The organism is Halovulum dunhuangense (assembly GCF_013093415.1).
GTDB classification, from domain to species: Bacteria; Pseudomonadota; Alphaproteobacteria; order Rhodobacterales; family Rhodobacteraceae; genus Halovulum; species Halovulum dunhuangense.
In genome coordinates this window covers 77,072-100,150 of the sequence record NZ_JABFBC010000004.1, presented here as the reverse complement: position 1 = coordinate 100,150, position 23,079 = coordinate 77,072, and the positions used below count along the sequence as shown (strand labels likewise).

The window sequence follows — 23,079 nt, the reverse complement described above, 5'->3', positions numbered from 1 at the left end:
AGGCGGTAGACCCTTCCAACCACAGGGCGTGCACGGCCCCGATGGCGCGCATCACCCTGACCCGTCCAACTGCCTGCCACACCGCGGGTGTCGATGCAAAGTCCGGGGAAGAAAGGCAAGCGCCGCCCGGGTGAGAAGCATATGGCGGGGCAAGGGGAAACGGCAAGAAAGCCGAAACTTCCCGAACACAGGTCGAAAAATCCGGCAAATATCAATTTTTACTTAAATTTTCAGAACAAACCAAAATATTCCGAGAAAATATAAAATTTTCCCAAAATCCTGTCCGCAAGCAGGGACTCTACCCCTCCGGCTGCAAAGTCGGGGGATGACATGAGAATCCTGGTACACATCAAATCCGCAGTAGCCGTGCTGTCCATCTTTCTAATACCGATGCAGAGCCTTGCAGAGGGTGAGTCGTTCTCACCAAGAATTGCGGGGCATGTTACGCATCTTCAGAATGACGCGCTTGTATTCGATGGCAATGATCGGTGGAGAACCGGAAGCGGATCCACGTCTCTCTTTTTTGAAACTGACGCGCGTCTTTACGAGTTGCGTGGAAGAGTTGAGGTCATTACGCCGTGGAACGCGAAACACAAGCCTGTCGATCGCGCCGCCACGGGCGTTTTCGGCATCGGACTGTTTGCCCACGAGAACATGGGCAAGAATCGGGTCTCTTATGGGCTCGAATATGTGAGAACTTCATCAAAGATTCTTGGCCTTCAGGAGTTTATTCATGAAAGCCTCGACTCCGGAGGATACTCGCACGAGCGCCGGCAGTCAGAGACGGTACCGGATGAAAGCTTCATCTCTTTCAAGGGGGAACTCTCTCGTGAGTATCGCCCGACGCAGTATGCCGTGTTGCGTCCGTATACGTCCGTCCAACTGGGGTTCGACACCCATTTCCGGTTGGGACTGGAGGCTGTCATCGGGTCGTCCGGCTTCCCGCTGATGTCGGCGCGGGATCCCGTTACCGGCTTCTCGATCCCGGCGACCCCCACCAGGTCGGCCGCGCTGGGCAGCGGAGGGGCGATCAATCTGCACCTCGGAGCAGACATAAGCTTCGGCCATGATGACTATACCCTGAATTCGGGCTTGGTGACGCCCTCTCCGGTAAGAACGCGCCTGCGTGCAGGAGCACAGATAAACACCGGCAGGGTCGTTCTGTTCTATGGCGTGGCGCTTCTGTCGCGCGAATTCAAGGAACAGAAAGAAGCGCAGATGGTCGGCGCCGCATCCCTGAACATCCGTTTCTGAACGGGTGTCCAGGGAAGGGATCCGGCGCCACGCGATCCAGCAGAGCGGCACCGGGCGTGTTGCGCAAGCAATCCGCGGAACGGCCCGGTCCCGAAAGGCCGCGAACCCCTGCCGCCCGGAATTCTGCAAGACGCCGGGGACGGCCGACGGTCGCCTGGCGGGGCAGATCCACCGCCCGCCGACGATGTCCGTCACCGCGCATCAGGCCGTGGGGTGAAGGGCCGTGTCCTCGGCGACGACATGCCCGTTGCCAAGATCGCGCAGGCGCAGGCGCGGCGGCGGATCGCCCAGGCGGCGCACGGGGCTCGGGATCTCGGTGTCGAGGCGGGCGGACGGCTGGCGCTGGTGGCGCGGGTCGGGCACCGGCACGGCCTCGATCAGCCGACGCGTGTAGGGATGAGCGGGCGACCCGAAGACCTGTGCCCGCGTGCCCAACTCGACGACCTGGCCAAGATACATCACCGCGACCCGATCGGCGATGTTGTCGACCACCGCCATGTCGTGGGAAATGAACAGGTAGGAGACACGGAACTCTTCCTTCAGGGCGCGCAGAAGGTCGAGAACCCGCGCCTGCACCGACACGTCCAGCGCCGAAACACTCTCGTCGGCGATGATCAGGCGCGGCTCGAGCGCGAGCGCACGCGCGATGCAGATGCGCTGCCGCTGCCCGCCCGAGAATTCGTGCGGGTAACGCTCCACATGCCGGCGCGACAGGCCCACCCTCTCGAACAGGTCGACCACCCTGGCGCGGCGGCTTTCGGCTGTGCCGATGCCGTGGATCACCAGCGGCTCGGCCACGAGATCGCCCACGCGCATGCGCGGGTCGAGCGCCGCCATGGGATCCTGGAAAACGAGCTGCGCCTCGCGCCGCGCCGCGCGCAGATCGGCAGCGGTTCCCCCCAGGCGCTTGCCGCCGATCTCGATGCTGCCACGGAAAGGTACCAGCCCCGCCATCGCCCTGGCGATGGTGGACTTGCCGCAGCCGCTTTCGCCCACCAGCGCCACTGTCTCGCCCTCGCGGATATCGAGGGAGACGCCGGCGACCGCGTGGACCCGGTGGGTGACACGGCCGAACAGGCCGCCGCGCACATCGAAGGTGACCTCGACATCCGAAAGCCGCGCGACCACCTGCCCGCGCGCGGCGGCCTGCGCCACGGGCGCGGGCGCGGCCGGCCGCATGCGCGGGACCGCCGCAAGAAGCGCGCGGGTATAGGGCTCGCGCGGCGCGGTGAAGACCTGCTCCACCGTTCCCTGCTCGACCATGCGGCCCGACTGCATGACGATGACATCGTCGGCCAGTTCCGCAACGACGCCCATGTCATGGGTTATCAGGATGATCGCCGTGCCCAGATCCCGTTGCAGGTCGCGCAGAAGTTCCAGCACCTCGCGCTGCACGGTCACGTCGAGCGCGGTCGTGGGCTCGTCCGCGATCAGCACGTCGGGCCGCAGCGCCAGCGCCATGGCGATCATGATGCGCTGGCGCATGCCGCCGGAAAGCTCGTGGGGGTATTGCCCGAGCCGCCGCTCCGGCTCTGATATGCGCACCGCGCGCAGCGCCTGAAGCGCGAGCGCCCGCGCCGCGTCACGGCCGAGCGCCTCGTGCGCCTCGATCGCCTCGGTCAGCTGCCGGCCGATTGTCATCACCGGGTTGAGCGAGGTCATCGGCTCCTGGAAGATCATGGCGATCCGGTTGCCACGGATCCGCTGAAGCGCCTCCTCGGGAAGTGCGGTCAGGTCGGTCTGCCCCAGCCGGATGCTGCCACCGGTCACGCGCACCGCGGGCGGCGGCAGAAGCCCCATGATGGCAAGCGAGGTGATCGACTTGCCCGAACCGCTTTCCCCCGCGATGGCAAGGGTGCGGCCACGCTCCAGCGCGAAGCTCATGTCGCTGACAAGGGGGTGCAGCCCGCTCTCGGTCCGGACCGAGATGGTCAGCCCCTCGACCGACAGCACCGGCTCGGCTCCCGGGGCCTTGACGGCCCCGGGCTGGGTTTGCGCAAGCGCCGTCATTCGAAGACGCAGCGCGGGAAGTAGAAGGACACGACCCAGTTCGGCATGTCCACGATCTCCGATATCCGCAGGTCGCCGCAGGTGGAAACCAGCATGTAGGCATCCACCGCCTCCATGCCGTGCTGCGCGCAGAGCAGGTCGATCATGTTCGACACCGCGTCCCTCGAGGCCTGCATCAGGTCGGGCCCGATGCCGGTCGTCACCTCGTAGCCCTGCGCGTCGAGATGGCGCGTGACCGGCCCCGGCGTCGTGAAGCGGGGCGTCCTGAGCTTCGCGTCCTTCACCAGGTCGAGGGTCAGCACCACGTCCATCGGGCTTTCGATGGCCGTGCCGCAGACCTCGCCGTCGCCCTGCGCGGCGTGGGTGTCGCCCACGCTGAACAATGCGCCCTCGACTTCCACCGGCAGGTAAAGCGTGACCCCGGCCGTCAGGTCGCGGATGTCCAGATTCCCGCCCACCCGGCGCGGCGGCACGATCGAGTGATGCCCCGGCTCGGCCAGCGCGTTGCCGATCGTGCCCGCGAAGGGCTTGAGCGGCACGCGGCCGGACTTGCCCCAGAGCGCGGGCTCCATGGTCCCGGGATCGTATTTCCACAGCGTGAGCGCTGCCTCGGTGAACTGGTCGGCGAGCAGCCCGAAACCGGGGATGTTCGCCGTCCAGCCCCAGCCCGAGGGCGCGAAGCTGTCGATGGTGATCTTGAGCGCGTCGCCCGGCTTCGCCCCTTCGACATGGATCGGACCCGAAACCGGGTTGATCCTGCCGAAATCGAGGGCCTTCACCGTTTCGACGGTGGACGACGGGCCAAGCTGGCCCGCCGAACTGTCATGGCAATGGAAAAGGATCGTCGATCCGGGCGCCACCCGTTCGGCCGGGACATTGGTATTGTCCCAGCCGAAATGGTGCTGCGCGCCGTGGATCGTGTAGTCGCACGCCTTGCACATCGCCTTACTCGGTCACGTAGACATAGTCGTAGTTGACCGGGATCGACACCGGATCGACATAGAGCGCGTCATCGCCCCCCATGCGCGGCGACTTCATGGTGTAGCGCTGTTCGTTGAACACCGGCACCCAGGGCGCGTCCTCCATGACGCCCATGTAGACGTCGGACCACTTCGCCATGCGCGCGCCGCTCATCGCCGGGTCGGTGATGCCGTCGGCCTCGACCGCCATGGCATCAAGCGCCTCGTTGCAGTACTTGGACCAGTTCCACCCACCCTCAACGGCCCCGGCACAGCCGAGGATCGGTCCGTAGAAGTTTGACGGATCGGGGAAATCCGCGATCCATGCCATGCCGCCCGACCAGATCATCGGCGCGTTGCCGGCGCCGCCGGCCTCGATCACGTTGGCCTGCGCAAGGCTCTGGATCGAGGCCCTTATGCCGATGGTGGCCAGGTCCTGCTGGATCGCCTGCGCGATCCGCGGGTTGGGATCGGTGTTCATGACATAGAGTTCGGTGTCGAACCCGTCGGCCAGCCCCGCTTCGGCAAGCAGCGCCTTTGCGCCCTCGGGGTCGAAGGGATATCCCTCGTAGCCCTCGGTATAGCCCGGCATCGACGGCGGCAGCGGCTGGGTCGCGGCGACGGCGCGGCCGTTGATGATCTGGGTGATCCGCTCCTTGTTGATCGCCATGTTGATGGCCTTGCGGACATTGACGTTGTCGAGCGGCGGCGTGTTCACGTTCAGCGTGATGTAGCCGGTATGAAGCTGGCCGCCCTCGACCACGCGCGCGGCCTGTTCGGGATCGCCCATCACCTCGACGAATTTCGCCGGCGGAATACCGTCGCCCGGCACGTCCACTTCGCCGTTCTGAAGACGCAGCAGCGCGACGATCGGCTCCTGTCCGACCTCGAAGGTCACGGTATCGAGATAGGGCACACCCGCGCGCCAGTAGTCGGCGTTCTTCTCGAACACCAGCCGCTGGCCCAGGGTCCATTCGGCCAGCTTGAACGCGCCGGTCCCCACGGGCTGCTTGCCGAAATCGTCGCCCGCCGCCTCGACGGCCTCGCGCGCGACGACAGAGGCGAAGTTGAGCGCCATCACATGCAGGAACGTCGCGTCGGGCCGCGAAAGGGTGATCCTGACGGTCAGCGGATCCACCACCTCGACGCCGCCAAGGCTGGTGGCAGAGCCGTCCGACATCGCGTCATAGCCCGCGATCGACCCGAAAAAGCCCGCGCCCGGCGACTGGGTCGCGGGGTTGGTCACGCGGTCGAGCGAGTATTTCACGTCCTCGGCGGTCATCTCGCGGCCATTGTGGAACTTGACGCCCGGCCGCAGCCTGAAGGTGAAGGTCATGCCGTCTTCCGAGATCTCGTAGCTTTCGGCAAGGCCGGGGCGCAGCTCGGTGGTGCCGGGGACGTAGTCCATCAGCCCGTCGAACAGCGACTTGATCATCGACCAGTTCTGCCAGTCGTAGCCGATGGCGGGGTCCAGCGTCGCCACGTCGTCCTTGTAGGTGACGACGATGCCGCCGCCCGCCCTGGCGTTCGGGTCGTGCGTGTAGTCCTGGGCGAGCGCGGGCAACGCGAAGGTCGCGATGAGCGCGGTCGTGGCAAGCAGTCTTTTCATTTCCGTCTCTCCTGTTGGTTGGTCGATGGATCGTTGGTCACCGCACCCGGATCCGGGGGTCGATGAAGGGTGTCACGATGTCGGCAAGCAGGTTGCCCAGCACGATCGCGCAGGCCGAAACCAGGGTGACGCCCATGATGATGGGGATGTCCACGCGCTGGATCGCCTGCCAGGCAAGCTGGCCGATGCCGGGCCAGCCGAACACGCTTTCGACGACGACGATCCCGCCCATGAAGATGCCGATGTCGATGCCGATCATGGCGATGATGGGCAGGATCGCGTTGGGCAGGGCGTGGCGCAGGATGACGCGGCGCCGGCTGAGGCCCTTTGCCCGGGCGGTTCGGATGTAATCCTGCCTGAGCACCTCGATCATCGAGGAGCGCATCATCCGCGAATACCAGCCAGAGCCCAGTATGCCGAGCGTGATCGAGGGCAGCACCAGGTGCGCGAAGGTCCCGTAGCCGCCGATGGGAAACCAGCCCAGTTTCACCGCGAAGACATAGAGCAGCAGCAGCCCCACCACGAATTGCGGCGCCGAGACCCCGACGAACGACGTGATCATCAGCGCGTTGTCGGTCGCCGTTCCGCGCCTGAGCGCGGCGATGATGCCCATGGTCAGGCCGACCACCAGTTCGCAGAGGATGGCGCCGGCCATCAGCAGCAGGGTGGCCGGCAGCCGGGCCGCGATCAGTTCCGACACCTCGGATTTCTGAAGATAGGACCGGCCCAGATCGCCCTGCACCAGCCCCGAAAGGTAGCGCCAGTACTGCACGACGAAGGGCTGGTCGAGCCCGAGTTGCCGGCGGATGTTTTCCACCGTCTCGGCGGTGGCCGAGCGTCCCGCGATCTGGCGGACCGGATCGGCCGGCAGGGCATAGAGCAGGAAGAAGGTGATGAACGAGACGCCCAGCAGGATCAGCGCCGCCTGGGCCAGTCGCCGGAAAAGATAGGCCGCCATCAGTCGCGCCCCCTCTGTGTGGGGTCGAGCACGTCGCGAAGCGCGTCGCCCACCAGGTTGAACGCGAGCGCCAGCACAAGTATCGCCGCGCCCGGCAGGAACACCAGCCAGGGCGCCGCCTGGAAATAGGTCTGGTTCTCGAAGATGATGTTGCCCCAGGACGGCGTGGGCGGCTGCACGCCGATGCCGAGAAAGCTCAGCGTCGCCTCGAGCAGCACCGTGGTCGATATCCCGAGCGTCCCCCAGACGATGATCGTGGGCACCAGGTGCGGCAGGATATGCAGGAACAGGATGCGCACATGCCCCGCGCCCAGCGCGCGTTCGGCGGCGATGAACTCGCGTTCGGCAAGCGAGGTCGTCTCGGTATAGAGCACCCGCGCCGTCTGCACCCAGTTCACGAGCGCGATCACCAGCGCCACGATCCAGAGCGACGGCTGGAAGATGGCCGCAAGGCAGATCGCCAGAAGAAGCGCGGGAAAGGCCATCATCAGGTCGGTGAAACGCATCAGCACGCTGCCGATCCAGCCCCGGAAATAGCCCGCCGTCACGCCGACAAGGGTGCCGATCAGAAGCGCGAGACCATTCGCGACCACGCCGATGATCAGCGATGTGCGCGCCCCGTGCATGAGGCGGCTCAGCAGGTCGCGGCCCAGAAGGTCGGTGCCCAGAAGGTATTCGCCCCCCGGCGGAAGCGGCGCGCCCTCGATCGTGAGCCCGTCGAAGTGCTGCTCGTCGGGGCCATAGCTGGTCAGGAAAGGCGCGAAGATCGCGCAGCCCACGGCCAATCCGATCAGCACGAGCCCAAGCACCGCAAGCTTGCGGCGGGCCAGGCGCGCCAGCGCCCCCTGCGGGCGGGTTTCAGGAAAGCTCGTGTCGGACATCGCCGTCCCCCGTCGCTGCGTGCCGCGCGACCACGCGCGCCGCCGCCTGCTCGATCGTCTCGCGCCATGCCATGGCAAGCTGGCGCAACTGGGCGAATGCCTCCTCCTCGGTCCTGCCGCGCGTGGCAAGCAGGGTGACGGCCCGCACGACCGTCTGCCGCTCGGCCAGCCGCTGCCGGAGCCCGGCAATCTCGGCCGCAGATGCGCGGCGCGCCTCGAAGCCCTGGCGCGCGATCAGCAGCGCCGAGAAAACGCCGTTGTCGCCAACGGGCTTGAGGATCTGCGCGTCGGCGCCCTGTTTCAGCGCCCATTCGATGCGCCCCGGCGCTTCGGACCCGATAAGCGCGATCATCGGCATCGGCGCCTCGCCCGGCGCCCAGGGGAACTGGCCGTCATGGCCCATGTCCGCATCGAAGAACACATAGTCGGCCCCAAGCGCCACGGCGGGCAGGTCGGGCCAGTGCTCGCTGACCGCAAGGCCTATGGCGAGAAGCTGGCGCGTCAGCGCCTGCACGGTGGCGTGCGGGCGATGCAGGATCATCGCGCGCGCACCGCCAAGATCCGGAACCATCAGCCGCTTCTTCATTTCACCACCGACAGGCTTGCCCGCGGCGCCGTCAGCTGCCGGTCGCGGTTGCACAGGTAGGGATCGGCCACCACGCTGTCCCACCGCTCCAGCACCCGGAAGACGCCCGCTTCCATCTGCGCGATGACCACAGGCAGGGCGGCGTGATGGGTGCCAGTGTCGATCCTGAGACCGCCCTCGACCCGAAGCCCGAGGAGTTCCGGGAGCGTCGCCTCGGTCGGGTTCGCACAGCGCAGGAGCCTGAGCGCCAGCGTCCTTACCGCTTCATGCGCCGCCGCCTCGAAGGCCGAGCCGTGCGGCGCGTCCCCGGCGCGGAAATAGGGCCCGGCCGAGATGAGGCCCTCGGCGGCGGGGCCCAGCGCCTCGGTCTCGCATTCGGTCAGGTTGCACGACAGCACGGGGCAGCGCGCGGGCGTGAAATGCGCGTCCTCCGCCCCCAGCGCGCGATAGGCCACGAGGAAGCTGTAGGAGGACGGGCCGATCAGGTTGTTGAGGATGAAGTCGGGCCGGGTTGCGCGGATCTCGTCGATGAGTCGTCCCACATCCTCCTCGCCAAGCGGCAGGTAACGCTCTCCGGCCACCTCGCCGCCGGACTCCGAGATCATGTCGCGCGCGACGCGGTTCATCTCCCAGCCCCAGATGTAGTTGGAACCGGTCAGATAACCGTTTCGCCCGTATCGCGCGAAAGCCCATGTCAGCAGCGGCAGCAGGTGCTGGTTCGCGCAGGCATTGGCGTAGACGACGCGGTCCGACGTCTCGAACCCCTCATAGGGACACGGATACCAGAGGCTTCCGCCCAGCTTCTCCAGCGTCGGGATGACTTCCTTGCGGCTCCACGAGGTGACGCAGCCGACGATGTGCCGCGCCGAGGTGTCGCGCAGGATCTCTGCGCAGAGCAGTCCGTAACGGTCCACGTTGCCTTGCGGGTCGCGCTCGACCGGCACGAGTTCGATCGGCAGCGAGGGATCGGCATTCACCGCCTCGACCGCCGCCAGCGCGCCGGTGCGGCAGGCCTCGGATAGCCGCCGATAGCTGCCCTCGCGGGAAAACAGTATGCCGATCTCGATGCGCAACGCTCGCGAGCCCCAAACAAAAGCGCCCCGCGTCTGACCCGGATCCGGCTGGATCCCGTGCAGACGCGAGGCGCGGATGCCTGCCGGACCCATGGATCCGGCTATGTTCGTCCCCCACGGTGTCCGAGTCTTGACGCAAGTCAAGCGACTCGATGCGCCAGCCGCCACTTCTGACCGGAAACGGACAGGCCAAGGCGAAGCTTTGGGCCATATCGGACACCCGTTGCACATTTCGGCGGCACCGGACGCATTCGGAAAGCCCCCTGCTTGCGTCCCGCATTTACCGTTCCGCCATTCCGCGCCACAGGCACGCCCATATCGCGCTTGCATCAGCCAGGATCGTCGTCATGCCCATCCGGCGCATGGATCGCGGGTCGGCCGCAGGGCGGCCATATTCATGTCCTTAAGATCAAAGCCGACTGATTCCGGTTGATCGTTCCCTTGAGTCCGGGATCGCAGCCGGTGAAGGAACCTTATGCCAGAGTTTCCGAAAACTGATGTCCGCGGTGAACAGTCCTTCGGGGCCGGTCCCCGTCAGGACGACACGCCTGCCAGACCGACAAGGTGAAATGCCTGTGACAAGGGTTCCAGAACTCTCAGCCAACGCTCTCGACGCCTTCGACCAGGTGCTTGTCCCGGTCTGGATCTTCTCGATCGAGAGCCTGAAGATCCTCGAGGCCAACCAGTCGGCGCTGGACTGGCTGGGCTATGATCTGGCGACGCTGCGGACAATGACGATCGCGGACCTGCGGCCGGAACCCGACCGGGCCCGGATCATCGAGACGGTACGGCGATTCGAAGGAACAAGGGCCGATGCCGGAACATGGACGATCATCGACCGGTCGGGACGGCGGTTCACCGCGCATTTCAGTTGGAGCAGGGTAAGCTACAAGGGCATGGCAGCCGTCGTCGCGAGCATCCGCGACATGACGCTGATGTCACGGGCCGAGGCGCTGGCCGCCAATCTCAGGGTCCAGAACGACGCGCTTCGCCGCAGGGCCAGCCTGTCGGCCGAACATCTTTCGCGCCTTGTCGATGCGCTTCCCGGCAAGATGCTGGTGGTGACGCCGGGGGACTACCGGGTGGTGGCGGTCACCGACGAATACGCCAAGGCCGTCATGCTGGATCGCGACGCGCTGCTGGACCGGCACCTGTTCGACCTGTTTCCGGATGATCCGAACGAGCCCGGATCCGACGGGGTGGCCAATCTGGAAAACTCGCTTCGGCGGGTCGAGGTCATGCGCGTGACCGACGTGATGAACCTGCAACGCTATCCGGTGCGCCGCCCCGACGGCAGCTTCGAGGAACGCTTCTGGCTGCCCACGAACAAGCCGGTGCTCGATGCCGACGGGAACGTCATCCACATCGTGCACCGCGTCGAGGATGTGACCGCGCTGGTCGCGGAAAGCGCCGTGACGCAAGGCAACAACCGGGCCAGCCCGAGAGAGCTTTCCGAGGCGCGCAACGCCTTTCTTGCCCTGGAGGAACGCGAAACGCGCCTGAGGACCGCAGAGATGCTTCTCGAGCTGGGCGCGTTCGAATGCGACTTCAATGACGGCACATTCCGCTGGTCGGATCGCGCCTTCGATATCTTCGGGGTTCCGCGCGACCGTTCCGCCCCCAACTTCGATGGCTATGTCGCCCTCGTGCATCCGGACGACCAGCAGGCGATGCTCGAGAACTACAGGCGCTTCATCGAAACGGGCGCGCCCGAGATCGAGTTCCAGCACCGGATCATCCGGGCCGATGGCGCCGTGACCTATGTGCACGGCATGGGCGCACGCCATCGGGTCGACGGCAAGGAAATCGTGATCGGCTTCGTCCAGGACATCACCTACCTTCGCGAGGCAGAAGAGAAGCTGCGGGGCGAGGCGCAGCGGCGGCGTTTCGCCAGCCGGCTCGTCAGCCTGGGCAGCTGGCGGTACGATATCGGGCAGGCGACCGTCGCATGGGGCGACGGGATCGCCGCCATTCACGACGAGCCCGAGGCCACATCCCCGTCGGTCGAGCAGGCGATATCCTACTACATCCCCGAGCATCGCGGCCTGATCCGCGAACGCTTCGATGCCTGTGTCCAGAAGGGGGTGTCGTTCGACGAGATCTGCCAGATCATCACTGCCAAGGGCCGAAAGGTCTGGGTGCGGGCGATCGGGGAACCGGTACGCGACGCGTCGGGCAGGATCATCGCGGTACAGGGGGCATTCCAGGACGTCTCGGACCTGATCAACGCCCGCGACGCCGCCTCGGAACTTTCCGAGCGGCTGCGCACGACGCTGGAGCGCATGAGCGATGCCTTCTTCCTGCTGGATGAGGACTGGAACTTCGCATTCATGAACTCGCGGGCAGAGGAATTGCTGCTGCGTCCGCGGGACGAGCTTCTGGGCAGGAATTTCTGGGTTGAGTTTCCCGAAGCCGTGGGAACCCAGTTCGACGAACAATACCGGCGCGCCGTGTCCCTGAACTGCCCGGTCCGTTTCGCCGAATACTACGCGCCGCTGGAAGCATGGCTCGAGGTGGCCGCCGATCCGACACCGCAGGGGCTGGCGGTGCATTTCCGGGACATCACGCTGCAACGCGCCCGCGACTTCCAGCTTCGGCTGCTGGAGGCCGCGGCAGCCCGCATGAACGACATCCTGCTGATAACGGAAGCGGAACCGATCAGCGGGCCGGACGGGCCGCGGATCGTCTATGTCAACGACGCCTTCGAACGAAGGACCGGCTTCTCGCGCGAGGAGGCGATCGGAAAGACGCCGCGCCTGCTGCAAGGCCCGAAGACCGAGCGTGCCGAACTGGACCGCATTCGGAACGCGCTGTCGCGCTGGCAACCGGTCCGGGCCGAGCTGACCAACTACACCAAGACAGGCGAGGAGATCTGGCTGGAACTGGACATCGTCCCGTTGGCCGACGAGACGGGCTGGTATACCCATTGGGTTGCCATCGAGCGCGACATCAGCGAGCGCAGGCAGGCGGAACAGGCGCTCAACGCGAACGAAGAGCGGTTCCGGCTTGTCACCAAGGCCGCCGGCACGGCGATCTGGGACTGGCATGTCGCGGATGACAAGCAATGGTGGAGCGAGGGCCTTCAGGACATCTTCGGACATACCCCGGACAAGCACAACGTGGTTCCCACGATCTGGCGTCAGAACGTGCATGTCGACGATGTTGCCCGCGTGGATGCTGCCCTGGACCGCCTGGTTTCGGGAGAAGACAGCATCCTGAAGGAAACCTATCGCTTCCGGCGGTCGGATGGCAGCTGGGCCATCGTCGAGGACCGCGCCTTTGCCCTGCGCGACGGTACCGGCAGCGCCGTGCGTGTTCTGGGAAGCATGACGGACGTTACCGACAAGACGCAGCTTGAAGAACGGCTGCGCCAGGCGCAGCGGCTTGAAGTCGTGGGGCAACTGACGGGGGGTGTCGCCCATGACTTCAACAACCTGCTGACGATCATTCTCGGCAACGCCGAGCTGCTGGAAGAAGCACTGGGCGGGCAGCCGGCCCTGCAGAAGCTTGCCCGGATGTCGCTGGACGCCGCGGACAGGGGGGCGGCCCTGACAAGCCAGTTGCTTGCCTTTTCGCGCAGGCAGCCGCTTGCGCCGAAGATAATCGATGTCGCGAATCTGATCCTGGGAATGGACGGCCTGTTGCGGCGCACGCTTCCCGAGAACATCGACATGGAAATCGTGAATGCCAGCGATCTCTGGCAGATCGAGGCCGATGCCGCACAGCTTGAATCCGCGCTGCTCAACCTGATCGTGAACGCGCGTGACGCGATGCCGAACGGGGGATGGCTGACCATCGAGGCGACCAATACCGTGCTCGATAACGATTACATCGCAACGGAGCCGGATGTCCGGCAGGGCCAATATGTCGTCATTGTCGTCACCGATACCGGCCACGGGATCCCGCACGACATCCTTGGCAGGATCTTCGAGCCGTTCTTCACGACCAAGGGGGTCGGCAAGGGTTCGGGACTGGGGCTCAGCATGGTCTATGGCTTCGTCAAGCAGTCCGGCGGCCATGTGCGCGTCTATTCCGAACCTGGGGAAGGCACCGCCTTCAAGCTGTATTTCCCCCGCGCGCAGGGCGGCCCGGCACCGATGGACGGGGACGTACACCGGCAGATCATTGCCGGCGGCACCGAGTCGATCCTGGTGGTCGAGGATGACCCGGGCGTGCGGGATCACGTCTCCACGCAACTGCGCGGATTGGGGTATGTCGTGCTGGAGGCGTCGTCCGGGAACGAGGCTATGGACGTGCTTCGCAGGACGCCGGACGTGGATCTGCTGCTGACCGACGTGGTGATGCCCGGCGGCATGGGCGGCCGGGAACTTGCCGAGGCTGCCCGCGGTCTTCGGCCCGATATCAGGATATTGTTCACGTCCGGATACACGGAAAGCTCGTTCGTCCATGACGGGCGGCTCGATCCGAACATAATCCTGCTGAGCAAGCCATATCGGCGCGAGGATCTTGCGTCCAAGGTGCGCGAGGCGCTCGAGGAACAGCACGGACCCTGACCCATGCCCCCTGCCCCGGGTCGCGGCCTGCGCGCGCGCCGGGCATCGCCTGGGCCTTACAGCAAGCAAGCCGCAAATCCGCGTCACATCTTAGCAAACTTTCCGGGACATGATCGGCCCAGAGAGCAGCGGAAAGGAAGTGCAACTCGAATTCGCCCGCATGGTTAGCGGCCCCGGACACCTGAAGAACACGCCAGTCGTCCGGCGGCCGTCACGAAAAATCGCCCCTCCCCCCTCCGACGGGGCGATGGAAGCGCCCTCCACTCGGCCCCCTGACCCTACGCAGGGATGTGTAGAGTGGAGGGCGCGCTTACCTTTTGCGGACTGCAATGACGATCGGGATGCCTTCGGTTTCTGAACAAGAATTCTCGACCGTAAGAGCGACAAAAATGGCCACCAAAAAAATGATGCACGACATCAAGGAAGATGATGCCGAAATCCGCGAAAAATACAGGCTGAGGACCGTCGACAAGTACAATATACTCGACACGGCCCCCGAAAAGCAGCTTGACCAGCTGACAAGCCTGGCTGCCAAGATCTGTGGCACTCCGATGGCGCTGATTTCCGTGATTGACGAAGACCGACAGTGGTTCAAGTCGAACCAGGGCTTTGACACGAAGGAAACGCCACGCGAGCATTCGTTCTGCACGCACGCGATCGAGGACGACAGCATAATGGTCGTGGAGGACGCGACCAAGGACCAGAGATTCGCCGGCAACCCCTTTGTCGTGGGCGCCCCCGACATCCGGTTCTACGCAGGCTCACCGCTTGTCATGGAGAATGGCCACGCGCTCGGCACCCTCTGCGTGATCGACAGAAAGCCGCGGAAGCTATCTGAAAACCAGTTGGAAATACTTCAGATCCTGAGCGACGCCGCTGTAACCCATCTCGAACTGCGTCGTGCGTTGATGGACATGAAACTGATAGAAGGCATTCTTCCCATCTGCGCGTGGTGTCGGAACATCAGGCAGCCCGATGGCTCGTGGCAGACACTTTACGAGCATGTCATGGCGAAGCGAAGGGTCAGCCATTCGATATGCCCCGATTGCGCGGGGGAAATAAGCTAGGGCCAGTTCGCGGCGGTCCGACAACGGCGCGCGGCCGCTCCTGGCCCCGCCTCGCAGGTCCGCGCCCCGAATGAACAGTGGCGCATATGCCGTCGCGAGGGCAGGCTCGCAGCCCAGGCACAGGCGGCCCGACGGGCGGAAAAAAACCTTCGCCCCGGGCCAATCGGCCCGAAGGCGAAGGTACAAGTTCTCCCGGACTTGTTCTTTGCGCCCCGGTGCCCCTTATGGCTGCCCTTGTTACTCAAGGTTTGCGGGATTCTTGCGGTTTCTTTCGGATTTCTTTCCGCAAGGTTGCCACCCGGGGCCGTGGTCGGGCGCCTTGCCGGACGGGCCGCTGACCGGCCGGCCATGCGCAGGGCCCGCTCACAGTCGGGCGCAGCATGTCCCTGCAAGGACATTGTGGCGACGCCCCCGCCGAGGGGCCCGATTTCGGCCTTGAGTGTGCGCGCCGCGGCAAGCAATCCACCAGAAAATCCATAGATTTCGACACACTGATGGAAACTCCACCGCCGAGACTGGTCCCTGTCGCACCGGGCATAGAGCAGAAAAGCTGCGGGCCCGCACCGGCTAACAAGGGTGACGCCCGAAGGGCGCTTTAAGTGGAGAGAAGAGGATGAAGACCATCAACAAGAATGTCCTGGTGGCGCTGGCTGCCGGTTCCATGGTCATGGGCGCGCTGCCCGTGCTCGCGGCGTCTCAGACGGCGCCCGGCAGCATGACCGTGTCGGCGACGGTCGTCCGCAGCTGCAGCGTCAGCGCCGACGCTCTTTCCTTTGGCAACATCGACGACGCAGGCACTCCGGTCGAAGTGAGTGCTGACGTGACCGTCAGCTGCGGTTCTGCCAATGAAAACGACGCGGTGACGATTGCCTTCAGTGGCGGCCTCAACCCCGACGGCACCACCACCCGGCAGATGGTCAGCGCGAACGACGCAAACAACTACATCGCCTACACGCTTTCGGAGGCGACGAACGGAGTCACCCCGATTGCGATCGACGGTACCGTTCAGCCGGCGACGTCCGATGGAGGCGTAACCTACACCAAGACGATCTACGGCCAGACGCAAAGCGGCGCGGCCGCCGTGGCTGGTTCGTACTCCGACACGGTGACTTTGACCGTGACCTATGACGACGCCTATGTGGCTCCTCAGGGCTGATCCCCTGACATAGACGCCTGAACGCCCACACCCGATCTTGGAAGGTACGGATCATCATGAACACCAACGGCAACCCGAAACTCAAGACCACCATCGCGGCCCTTGCGTTCGGCTGCGCGCTTCTGCTGGCAGGGGCGTCCGCCGCGGGTGAATTCACGATCTCGCCGACCTCGATGAAGGTGTGGGCGCCTGCGCAGACGGCCGAACTGACGGTTGCGACGGGGGCGCGCAGCCAGGCCGTAGGCCAGGTGCGGGTCATGCGCTGGACCCGGTCGGGCGGGCGGGATGTCCTGACGACGACACGCGATGTCGTCGCCAGCCCGCCCGTCCTTCGGATGGCGCCGAACCGCGAGACCACGATCCGGCTGGTGCGGACCAGCAAGGCGCCGGTTCGCGGAAAGGAATGCTACCGGATCCTTGTGGACCAGTTGCCCCAGACCGGCGGAAAGGGGGCGCAGGTGGCCTTCACGATCCGCCATTCCGTCCCGCTCTGCTTCGAGAACCGGGGCTGAGGCGCGCGGGGGCGCGCCTGCGCCCGTGACGGCACAAGACTGGCAATCTGACCCGGAAGGAGCGACCATTGGACCGGTTCCGCGGCCGGACCCGTATCGTCGGCGTCCTGACATTCCTGCTGATGAGCACCGCGGCGCTGCGTCCCGCAGGGGCCGAGCCCGCTGCGGTGCCGGCGATTGCACAAGCCGGCGGCCCTTTTGCCGGGCCGTTCCTGCCGTCGGTGGACATGCCGCTTTTTCTTCTCGTCCTCGTCAACGGCGAGGATACGGGCCTGATCGCGGAATTCACCCAGCACGCCGGCGACGGGCGGATCTCGTCCACTGCCGGAGAGTTGCGCCAGGTGGGGATCAAGGCCAGTGGGGGCGACGGACGAACCGTCCATCTGGACGACATCCCCGGCCTTTCCTACGTCTACGACGATATCAGCCAGACCATCGAGATCACGGCCCCCCATTCGCAACTGGTCCCGCGGCAGATTTCGGCCGTCAAGCGGCCCGCATTCGTGCCCGCGCAGCCCGGCCTTGGCGCCGTGCTCAACTACGGCCTGACCGGCAACCTGGGCAGCAACCTGCTGGACGACGGGTTCGAGCTGTCCAGCCTTGGCGCCTATCTCGACGGGCGGATCTACACGCCGTTCGGCGTGCTGAGTTCCACCGGAACCGCAAGCTTTCCGGACTGGTCGCTCAAAGGCGGCCGTTTCCAGCGCCAGGAGACGGTGTTCTCCTACTCGAACCCCCAGCGGATGATCACCTTCTCGGCGGGCGACATCCAGTCCTCCGGCCCGCAATGGTCGCGGCCGGTGCGCATGGGCGGGCTGCAACTGATGCGGGATTTCTCGCTGCGCAGCGACGTGGTGAACACGCCGCTGCTGACCTATTCCGGCGCGGCGGCCCTGCCCTCGACCGTCGACGTGTTCATCGACAACGTGCGCGCCTGGTCGGGGCAGATCGAACCGGGGCCGTTCGTGCTGACCGAGCTGCCGACGATCACGAGCCAGGGCGAGGCGCGGATCGTGGTCCGGGACAGCGAGGGAAACGAGCAGGTCGCCCGCGTCCCCTTTTTCGCCGCGCGCGACCTGCTGCGGCGCGGCAAGCTCGATTTCTCGCTTGAGGTGGGGCACGCGCGGGAGGCCTATGGCGAGCGCAATTTCCAGTATGGCGACGCGACCATCTATTCGGCCAGCGCGCGCTACGGCGTGAGCGACCATTTCACGCTGGAAGGCCATGTCGAGGGCTCTAACGACCTGTTCATGGGCGGGATCGGGTTCACGACCACGCCGTTTCACCTGGCCGAGCTGACCCTTGCCGCGGGCGCCAGCCGCTACGGAAGTGAAACCGGGCACTTCGTCCACGGGCGCCTGCGCACGGAAGTGCTGGGCGCCAGGATAAACCTTGAGACGTTTCGCAGCTTCGGCGACTTCCGCGATCTCGCCTATGCCACAGGCGTCGATTACCTGGGCGCGGACGTGGTCAACGAAGACGTCACCGGGCTGATCCCGGCACGGGCACAGGACTCCCTGTCGGTCTATTTCCCCGAGATCTGGGACGGTGCGGGCCTCAGCCTTGGGCTGGTCAATGCCGAACGCGGCAGCGACAGGCGGACGATTCTTTCGGCAACCTACTCGCAGCGTTTCGAATGGACGGACGCATCGCTGCGCGCGGCCGCGTTCAAGAGCGTCAGAGGCGACGGGGGATACGGCGTCTCGATCGGTCTCTCCATCCCGCTGGGGCGCAAGACGCACGCATCGACCAGCGTGTCGCGCAGCGAGAACGGCGGGACGCGGGCGATTGCCAGCCTCAGCCGCCCGATGCGCCGCGAGGCGGGCAGCCTTGGCTACCGCCTCGACCTGAATTCGCAGGACGGCGAGCTGACCGGCAACGGCCGCGTGGAGTACCGTTCGCGCTACGGACAGGCGGGCCTGTCGCTGCGGGAGACGGGCCAGGGTGTCGGCGGTTCGGTGACGCTTTCGGGGGCTCTTGTCGCGGCGGGCGGCGGGATCTTCGTCGGGAACAGGATCAGCGACGCCTTCGCGGTGGTCGATGTCGGGGTCCCGGGCGTCGAGGTGATGTTGCACAACCAGCCCGTGACGCGGACCGGCCCGCTGGGGCGCGCGCTGGTCCCCGATCTTCGCGCCTATCGGGTCAATCGCGTCTCGATTGACCCGGCAAGCCTGCCGATCGACGCCTCGATCGATGCCACCAGCTTCGAGGTGGTGCCGGCCCGCAAGTCCGGCGCCGCGCTGAAGTTCGGCTCGGGCTCGGTGCCGTCCGCGCTTGTGGTGCTGCGAGACCCGACCGGCGCGTTTCTTTCCGTAGGCTCGATCGTCCGCCTCGAGGGCGGTGACGACGAGTTCATCGTGGGATTCGACGGAGAGACCTGGATCGAGGGCCTGGGGGCGACCAACCGGATCGTCGTCACCACGCCGCAAGGCCCTTGCACCGCCGAATTCGCGTTCGCCCCCCGGGTCGGCGAACAGGTTGTCATCGAAGACGTGGAGTGCCGCTGATGCTGACAAGATCTTCCATCGCCGTGCTGGCGATCGCGATTGCGCTGCTGTTTCACGCCCCTTCGGCAAGGGCCGCACTTGTCTGCGAGGCGACCATCCAGGATGTCGTGTTCGGCGAGGTTTCTGTCAGGGACGGAGCATCGGACACGACACTCGCCAACGTGTCGATCACCTGCGCCGGCGGGACGCCATCCACCTCGGCGCGCGTCTGCATCGACATCGGCACGGGAAGCGGCGGCGCGAATGCCGGCCGGTCGCCGCGCTACCTTGCGGGGCCACAGGGCGCGACGCTCGCCTATGAACTGACCAGCGGCAATTACGCCAGCTCGGGCGGCACGCTCTGGACCAACGCGGAATTCGACGTGACGCTCGACGCCAATGGCGATGGCAGCGTCGTCCCCGGGCTCTATGCCGAGATCACCTCGACCGGATCGGGCTTCGTCGGCGGAACCTACAGCTCCACCTTCCTGTCCGGCTCGGATGTCAGTCTCGACTACGGCGCCGGGTCCATCTGCACGACAAGCGGGGACGTGACCGGGTTCCAGGTCACGGCCGATGTCACACCGAGTTGCACGATCACAGCCTGGCCGCTGGATTTCGGCAACATCGACGGGACAATCCCGGCACCCATCGACGATATGACCACGCTCGACATTTCCTGCACGGACGGCACGCCCTACACCGTCAGCCTTGGCCTTGGCATGGGCACCAACGTCACGGGACCGTCCCAGCGCAAGATGATGAGCGGCAGCGAGGCGCTGACCTATGGGCTTTACCTGGATGCGGCGCGGACCATGCCGTGGGGCGACGGCGCAGGCGACGATCACGCCGGGACCGGGACCGGGACCGGATCAAACCAGTCCACACCCGTCTATGGCCGCATCCAGTCCGGTCAAAGCGTGCCCGTCGGCACCTATGTCGACTCGGTGGTCGTCACCATCGAGTACTAGGACTGGCCATCGTGGCACTGCCTCAATCGACAGAAAAGCAGTATCCGATGCCCCTGATCGTCTGAATGGAATCGAATCCCTGATCTATTGCGGCCATCTTTGCGCGCAGCCTGGAAATGAAGCCGTCGATCAGGCGATCGTAAGCAGCCCAACTTTCGCCCCGCAAAGCATCCATGATCTGGTTTCTTGTCACAACCCGGTTTCTGTTTCTGACAAGATAAAGCAGGACATCATACTCGGACGTGGTCAGGACAAGCGCCTTGCCAGACTCATGCATGACACGCCGCCCGGCGGTGTTGATGGACCACGCCCCTGCCTTCAGTCTTTCCTCAGGGGCCTGCGTCGCATCCTGCCCGGATGCCGGTGCCGCCGCCGGGACCAGCGCCCTTTCCTTCCGCCTTCTATGGACGGCCGCCACCCTTGCCCGCAATTCACGCAGGCGAAAGGGCTTGGGTATGTAGTCGTCGGCACCAAGCTCAAGACCAAGCACCACGTCCACTTCCGAACTGTGCCCGCTCAACATGATGATTCCAGCGTCTTCAAATTCCCGGATTTCCTTGACCACGCGCAGGATATTCATATTCGGGACACACAGGTCCAAAATATAAATATCGATATCCTCGCGTGATTTGATCTCCGAGAATTCCTGGACACTGTTCGCGACCAGAACCTTGGAGCCATCAAGCGCCAACGCTCCCTCGATCAGCGACGTGATCTGCTCTTCATCATCAAGCGTCAGAATTGTAGGGGCATCCAGCATCTAAGCACATTCATGTTTTGGGGTGGAACGATGATGGAGCGTCCCGCCGGGGGCGGCACGTTCACATTTCCGGCGGACACCTTAAAATAAATTCCCCACCCTCGTCAAGACAAAATCAAGACTTTTTCCGCCATTACATGCATGAAGTGGTATCTGTATGTAAAATGCATGCAACATTTGCGATGGGTGGATATGGTTTTAATAAATTTTTATACTTAAATACTCAATTTTTACGGGATAAATATAAAATTTTATACGCAAAAATTTGAAATCGTTTTAGATCAGTCAATTGTATATATGTTTTGTTCTGGATATGTCCTGTTCATCCTTCTTGCTGCCATGCAGCAAAAATTCATGCGAAGGACAACCGAGGCAGGGTGTTCGACCCGGGTCGATACCGGGCACGCACTTGGGGGTGGGGACCTGCGGAAAAGCCGGCGCGGCCGCCTCTGCATCGCGATACGCGCGCGGGAAGGCCTGCGGCTTCCGCCGCTCGGGCCGGGCTGGCCCCTCGGGGCCTGCAACCGGGCCGCAAGCTGCGCGGCCCGGCGGGAAAGCGGGTTGTTCGGTAAGGCAGCCGGCCGCGCGGCTGCTCTTTCAGCCGTCTGCTCTTTCGTCCGCTACCGGCGGGAAAAGATGGGCCCAGGGGCGGGCCATCTCGAACTGGTGGCCGATCCTGCAGATCATTGCCTCGTCGCGATGATGGCCAACGACCTGCATCCCCAGCGGCAGGCCGCACGCGGCAAACCCCGTGGGCACGGCGATGGCCGGGCTTCCGGTCAGGTTGAAGGGTGTCCGGGCCTGGCGGTCATAGGTCGCATCGATCGCATCATCGTCATCGACACGCGCAGGAAGGTGAAGGCTCGATACCCCGACGGCGGCGTCAAGCCCGCGCATGGCCTGGTCGAAGGCCTGCGTCAGGCTACGCCGCAGCTGCTGGGCCTGGATATAGGTTCCGGCATCCACGAATGCGCCGGACAGGATCTTGGTCCGGGCCCGCCAACCATACTCATGGGCGCGTGACCGCATCCACGACTTGTGAACCGCATAGCTTTCCGCCTGGATGATCAGCCGGCCGCAATCGGTAAAGGTCTGAAGCGGCGGCAGGTCCATCGCGACCAGTTCCGCCCCCATCTCGCGCAGCGTGTCCAGCGCCTGCTCGACGGATTGGCGAACCTCGTCCTCGGCGTGAGCGTTGAACTCCTCCAGCACGCCGATGCGCAATCCCTTGACGGATTTCCCCAGATCGGGGCTTGCCGGGCGCGCGTCCCGCAGGCTTGTCGGATCGCGCGGATCGTGGCCGATACAGGCGTCGAACAGTGCCGCGTTGTCGGCAACCGTGCGGGTCATGGGGCCCACATGATCAAGCGAGAAGGCCAGCGGAAACACGCCATGGCGGCTGATCGCCCCGTAGGTGGGCTTCATCCCGACAATTCCGCACGCCGTTCCGGGGTGTCGCGTGGATCCTGCCGTATCCGTCCCAAGCGCCGCCGGGGACATCGATGCCGCGACTGCCGCGCCGGACCCCGAGGAGGACCCGGCGGGATGATGGGCGGGGTTCCAGGGGTTGCGGGCAGGCGGCCACGGAAGATCGTGGGACGGGCCGCCGGTCGCGAACTCGTGAAGCATGGTCTTGCCGATGATGACCGCACCGGCCGCCCGCAGCCGTGCGACCACATGCGCGTCCTCGGCGGCCTTCTCGGTTATCGTTATCCGCGAGTTTCCCGTCGTGGCCATGCCTTCGACATCGATGATGTCCTTGACCGCGACCGGAACGCCGTGCAGGGCACCGGCGCGCGCGCCCCTGGCGTGCATCGCGTCAAGTTCATCGGCGCGGCGACGGGCGTTTTCGGCATCGACGCTGATGAACGCGTGAAGCCTGTCGTTCTGTGCATCGATGCTTTGCAGAAAGGCCTCGGTCACCTGGGTCGCGGAAAGCGCGCCCTCGTCAAGACGTCGGGCAAGGTCGGTCAGGGAAAGCCGGCAGGCTGGATCGATCATGAGACATCTCCGGAAACCTGAAAGACGACAGCCGGTTCGGTCGCCGGTGCAACATCCGCATCAAGGCTTTCGGACAGGGTCCGCTGCTTGAGCAGGGACTGCCACAGGCGGTTCCGGTCATGCGCGTCGAGATGGTCCAGTCCGAGCGCGCGAAGCCGCGCGTCGAACCAGCGCCTGGTATCGTCGTTTTCGGCAGACATCGGTCGTTCTTCTCCTTTTCCGTGCGGCGTCCGGCCGGAGTTGCGCGCGGCAGGCGCGCGCAAGATCAGGCCCATAAGCGCC

The 23,079-nt window shown here is 64.9% G+C and carries 17 protein-coding genes; 7 read left to right on the top strand and 10 right to left on the bottom strand.

Features of this window, described 5'->3' with window-relative positions; all coding sequences use genetic code 11:
• Positions 1-330 precede the first annotated feature (330 nt).
• Entirely contained in the window at positions 331-1,254 is a 924-nt protein-coding gene (locus HMH01_RS16530) for a lipid A-modifier LpxR family protein (protein ID WP_171326907.1), read from the top strand.
• Between the two features lie 201 nt (positions 1,255-1,455).
• On the opposite strand, the gene HMH01_RS16525 is transcribed toward HMH01_RS16530, so the two are convergent.
• From HMH01_RS16525 to HMH01_RS16495, 7 genes are read right to left on the bottom strand one after another with little or no spacing between them, the layout of a single operon-like run.
• A complete protein-coding gene (locus HMH01_RS16525) occupies positions 1,456-3,264 on the bottom strand; it encodes an ABC transporter ATP-binding protein (protein WP_171326906.1) in 1,809 nt (602 codons plus the stop codon).
• Positions 3,261-4,205 carry an acetamidase/formamidase family protein gene (locus HMH01_RS16520; RefSeq protein ID WP_171326905.1) on the bottom strand — a complete coding sequence of 315 codons (945 nt, stop codon included), beginning with the start codon at positions 4,203-4,205 and terminating at the stop codon, positions 3,261-3,263. The genes HMH01_RS16525 and HMH01_RS16520 overlap by 4 nt, the downstream gene beginning before the upstream one ends.
• A gap of 4 nt (positions 4,206-4,209) precedes the next feature.
• Positions 4,210-5,832: an ABC transporter substrate-binding protein gene (locus HMH01_RS16515; protein WP_171326904.1), complete on the bottom strand. Its 1,623-nt coding sequence runs from the start codon at positions 5,830-5,832 to the stop codon at positions 4,210-4,212.
• Positions 5,833-5,869: 37 nt separating this feature from the next.
• Positions 5,870-6,790: an ABC transporter permease gene (locus HMH01_RS16510; RefSeq protein WP_171326903.1), complete on the bottom strand. Its 921-nt coding sequence runs from the start codon at positions 6,788-6,790 to the stop codon at positions 5,870-5,872.
• The gene (locus tag HMH01_RS16505) at positions 6,790-7,671 is read right to left on the bottom strand and encodes an ABC transporter permease (protein WP_171326902.1); all 882 of its coding nucleotides are present in this window, start codon (positions 7,669-7,671) and stop codon (positions 6,790-6,792) included. The genes HMH01_RS16510 and HMH01_RS16505 overlap by 1 nt, the downstream gene beginning before the upstream one ends.
• Entirely contained in the window at positions 7,649-8,257 is a 609-nt protein-coding gene (locus tag HMH01_RS16500) for an ANTAR domain-containing response regulator (protein WP_171326901.1), read from the bottom strand. Before HMH01_RS16500 ends, HMH01_RS16505 begins: the two co-directional genes overlap by 23 nt.
• Complete coding sequence (locus HMH01_RS16495) at positions 8,254-9,423, bottom strand: transporter substrate-binding protein (RefSeq protein WP_171326900.1); 1,170 nt, start codon at positions 9,421-9,423, stop codon at positions 8,254-8,256. Before HMH01_RS16495 ends, HMH01_RS16500 begins: the two co-directional genes overlap by 4 nt.
• 482 nt (positions 9,424-9,905) lie before the next feature.
• Between HMH01_RS16495 and HMH01_RS16490 the strand changes: the two genes are divergently transcribed.
• The 6 genes from HMH01_RS16490 (at position 9,906) to HMH01_RS16465 (ending at position 20,036) form a co-directional block, all read left to right on the top strand.
• Positions 9,906-13,844 carry a PAS domain-containing hybrid sensor histidine kinase/response regulator gene (locus HMH01_RS16490; RefSeq protein WP_171326899.1) on the top strand — a complete coding sequence of 1,313 codons (3,939 nt, stop codon included), beginning with the start codon at positions 9,906-9,908 and terminating at the stop codon, positions 13,842-13,844.
• Between the two features lie 329 nt (positions 13,845-14,173).
• Positions 14,174-14,911: a GAF domain-containing protein gene (locus tag HMH01_RS16485; RefSeq protein ID WP_171326898.1), complete on the top strand. Its 738-nt coding sequence runs from the start codon at positions 14,174-14,176 to the stop codon at positions 14,909-14,911.
• 613 nt (positions 14,912-15,524) lie between these two features.
• On the top strand, positions 15,525-16,067 hold the full coding sequence (locus HMH01_RS16480; RefSeq protein ID WP_171326897.1) for a Csu type fimbrial protein: 543 nt from the start codon (positions 15,525-15,527) through the stop codon (positions 16,065-16,067).
• A gap of 56 nt (positions 16,068-16,123) precedes the next feature.
• Positions 16,124-16,579 carry a fimbrial biogenesis chaperone gene (locus tag HMH01_RS16475; RefSeq protein WP_171326896.1) on the top strand — a complete coding sequence of 152 codons (456 nt, stop codon included), beginning with the start codon at positions 16,124-16,126 and terminating at the stop codon, positions 16,577-16,579.
• A 68-nt stretch (positions 16,580-16,647) separates the two neighbouring features.
• Positions 16,648-19,086, top strand: a complete 2,439-nt coding sequence (locus HMH01_RS16470) for a fimbria/pilus outer membrane usher protein (protein WP_171326895.1) — start codon at positions 16,648-16,650, stop codon at positions 19,084-19,086.
• Positions 19,086-20,036 (top strand): Csu type fimbrial protein, encoded by a 951-nt coding sequence (locus HMH01_RS16465; protein ID WP_171326894.1) that lies wholly within the window; start codon positions 19,086-19,088, stop codon positions 20,034-20,036. The genes HMH01_RS16470 and HMH01_RS16465 overlap by 1 nt, the downstream gene beginning before the upstream one ends.
• A 22-nt stretch (positions 20,037-20,058) precedes the next feature.
• Here the strand turns inward: HMH01_RS16465 and HMH01_RS16460 are convergent, their stop codons facing one another.
• The 3 genes from HMH01_RS16460 to HMH01_RS16450 all read right to left on the bottom strand — a co-directional run bounded on the left by HMH01_RS16460 (position 20,059) and on the right by HMH01_RS16450 (position 23,072).
• Complete coding sequence (locus HMH01_RS16460) at positions 20,059-20,796, bottom strand: response regulator transcription factor (RefSeq protein WP_171326893.1); 738 nt, start codon at positions 20,794-20,796, stop codon at positions 20,059-20,061.
• A 597-nt stretch (positions 20,797-21,393) separates the two neighbouring features.
• Positions 21,394-22,797: an amidase gene (locus HMH01_RS16455; RefSeq protein ID WP_171326892.1), complete on the bottom strand. Its 1,404-nt coding sequence runs from the start codon at positions 22,795-22,797 to the stop codon at positions 21,394-21,396.
• Positions 22,794-23,072, bottom strand: a complete 279-nt coding sequence (locus HMH01_RS16450; protein ID WP_171326891.1) for a hypothetical protein — start codon at positions 23,070-23,072, stop codon at positions 22,794-22,796. Before HMH01_RS16450 ends, HMH01_RS16455 begins: the two co-directional genes overlap by 4 nt.
• Between the last annotated feature and the right edge of the window lie 7 nt (positions 23,073-23,079).

Bases quoted from the DNA above. Each gene is read 5' to 3' on its own strand.
- HMH01_RS16530 (WP_171326907.1), top strand. From the start codon at position 331: ATGAGAATCCTGGTACACATCAAATCCGCAGTAGCCGTGCTGTCCATC.
- HMH01_RS16525 (WP_171326906.1), bottom strand. From the start codon at position 3,264: ATGACGGCGCTTGCGCAAACCCAGCCCGGGGCCGTCAAGGCCCCGGGA.
- HMH01_RS16520 (WP_171326905.1), bottom strand. From the start codon at position 4,205: ATGTGCAAGGCGTGCGACTACACGATCCACGGCGCGCAGCACCATTTC.
- HMH01_RS16515 (WP_171326904.1), bottom strand. From the start codon at position 5,832: ATGAAAAGACTGCTTGCCACGACCGCGCTCATCGCGACCTTCGCGTTG.
- HMH01_RS16510 (WP_171326903.1), bottom strand. From the start codon at position 6,790: ATGGCGGCCTATCTTTTCCGGCGACTGGCCCAGGCGGCGCTGATCCTG.
- HMH01_RS16505 (WP_171326902.1), bottom strand. From the start codon at position 7,671: ATGTCCGACACGAGCTTTCCTGAAACCCGCCCGCAGGGGGCGCTGGCG.
- HMH01_RS16500 (WP_171326901.1), bottom strand. From the start codon at position 8,257: ATGAAGAAGCGGCTGATGGTTCCGGATCTTGGCGGTGCGCGCGCGATG.
- HMH01_RS16495 (WP_171326900.1), bottom strand. From the start codon at position 9,423: ATGGGTCCGGCAGGCATCCGCGCCTCGCGTCTGCACGGGATCCAGCCG.
- HMH01_RS16485 (WP_171326898.1), top strand. From the start codon at position 14,174: ATGACGATCGGGATGCCTTCGGTTTCTGAACAAGAATTCTCGACCGTA.
- HMH01_RS16480 (WP_171326897.1), top strand. From the start codon at position 15,525: ATGAAGACCATCAACAAGAATGTCCTGGTGGCGCTGGCTGCCGGTTCC.
- HMH01_RS16475 (WP_171326896.1), top strand. From the start codon at position 16,124: ATGAACACCAACGGCAACCCGAAACTCAAGACCACCATCGCGGCCCTT.
- HMH01_RS16465 (WP_171326894.1), top strand. From the start codon at position 19,086: ATGCTGACAAGATCTTCCATCGCCGTGCTGGCGATCGCGATTGCGCTG.
- HMH01_RS16460 (WP_171326893.1), bottom strand. From the start codon at position 20,796: ATGCTGGATGCCCCTACAATTCTGACGCTTGATGATGAAGAGCAGATC.
- HMH01_RS16455 (WP_171326892.1), bottom strand. From the start codon at position 22,797: ATGATCGATCCAGCCTGCCGGCTTTCCCTGACCGACCTTGCCCGACGT.
- HMH01_RS16450 (WP_171326891.1), bottom strand. From the start codon at position 23,072: ATGGGCCTGATCTTGCGCGCGCCTGCCGCGCGCAACTCCGGCCGGACG.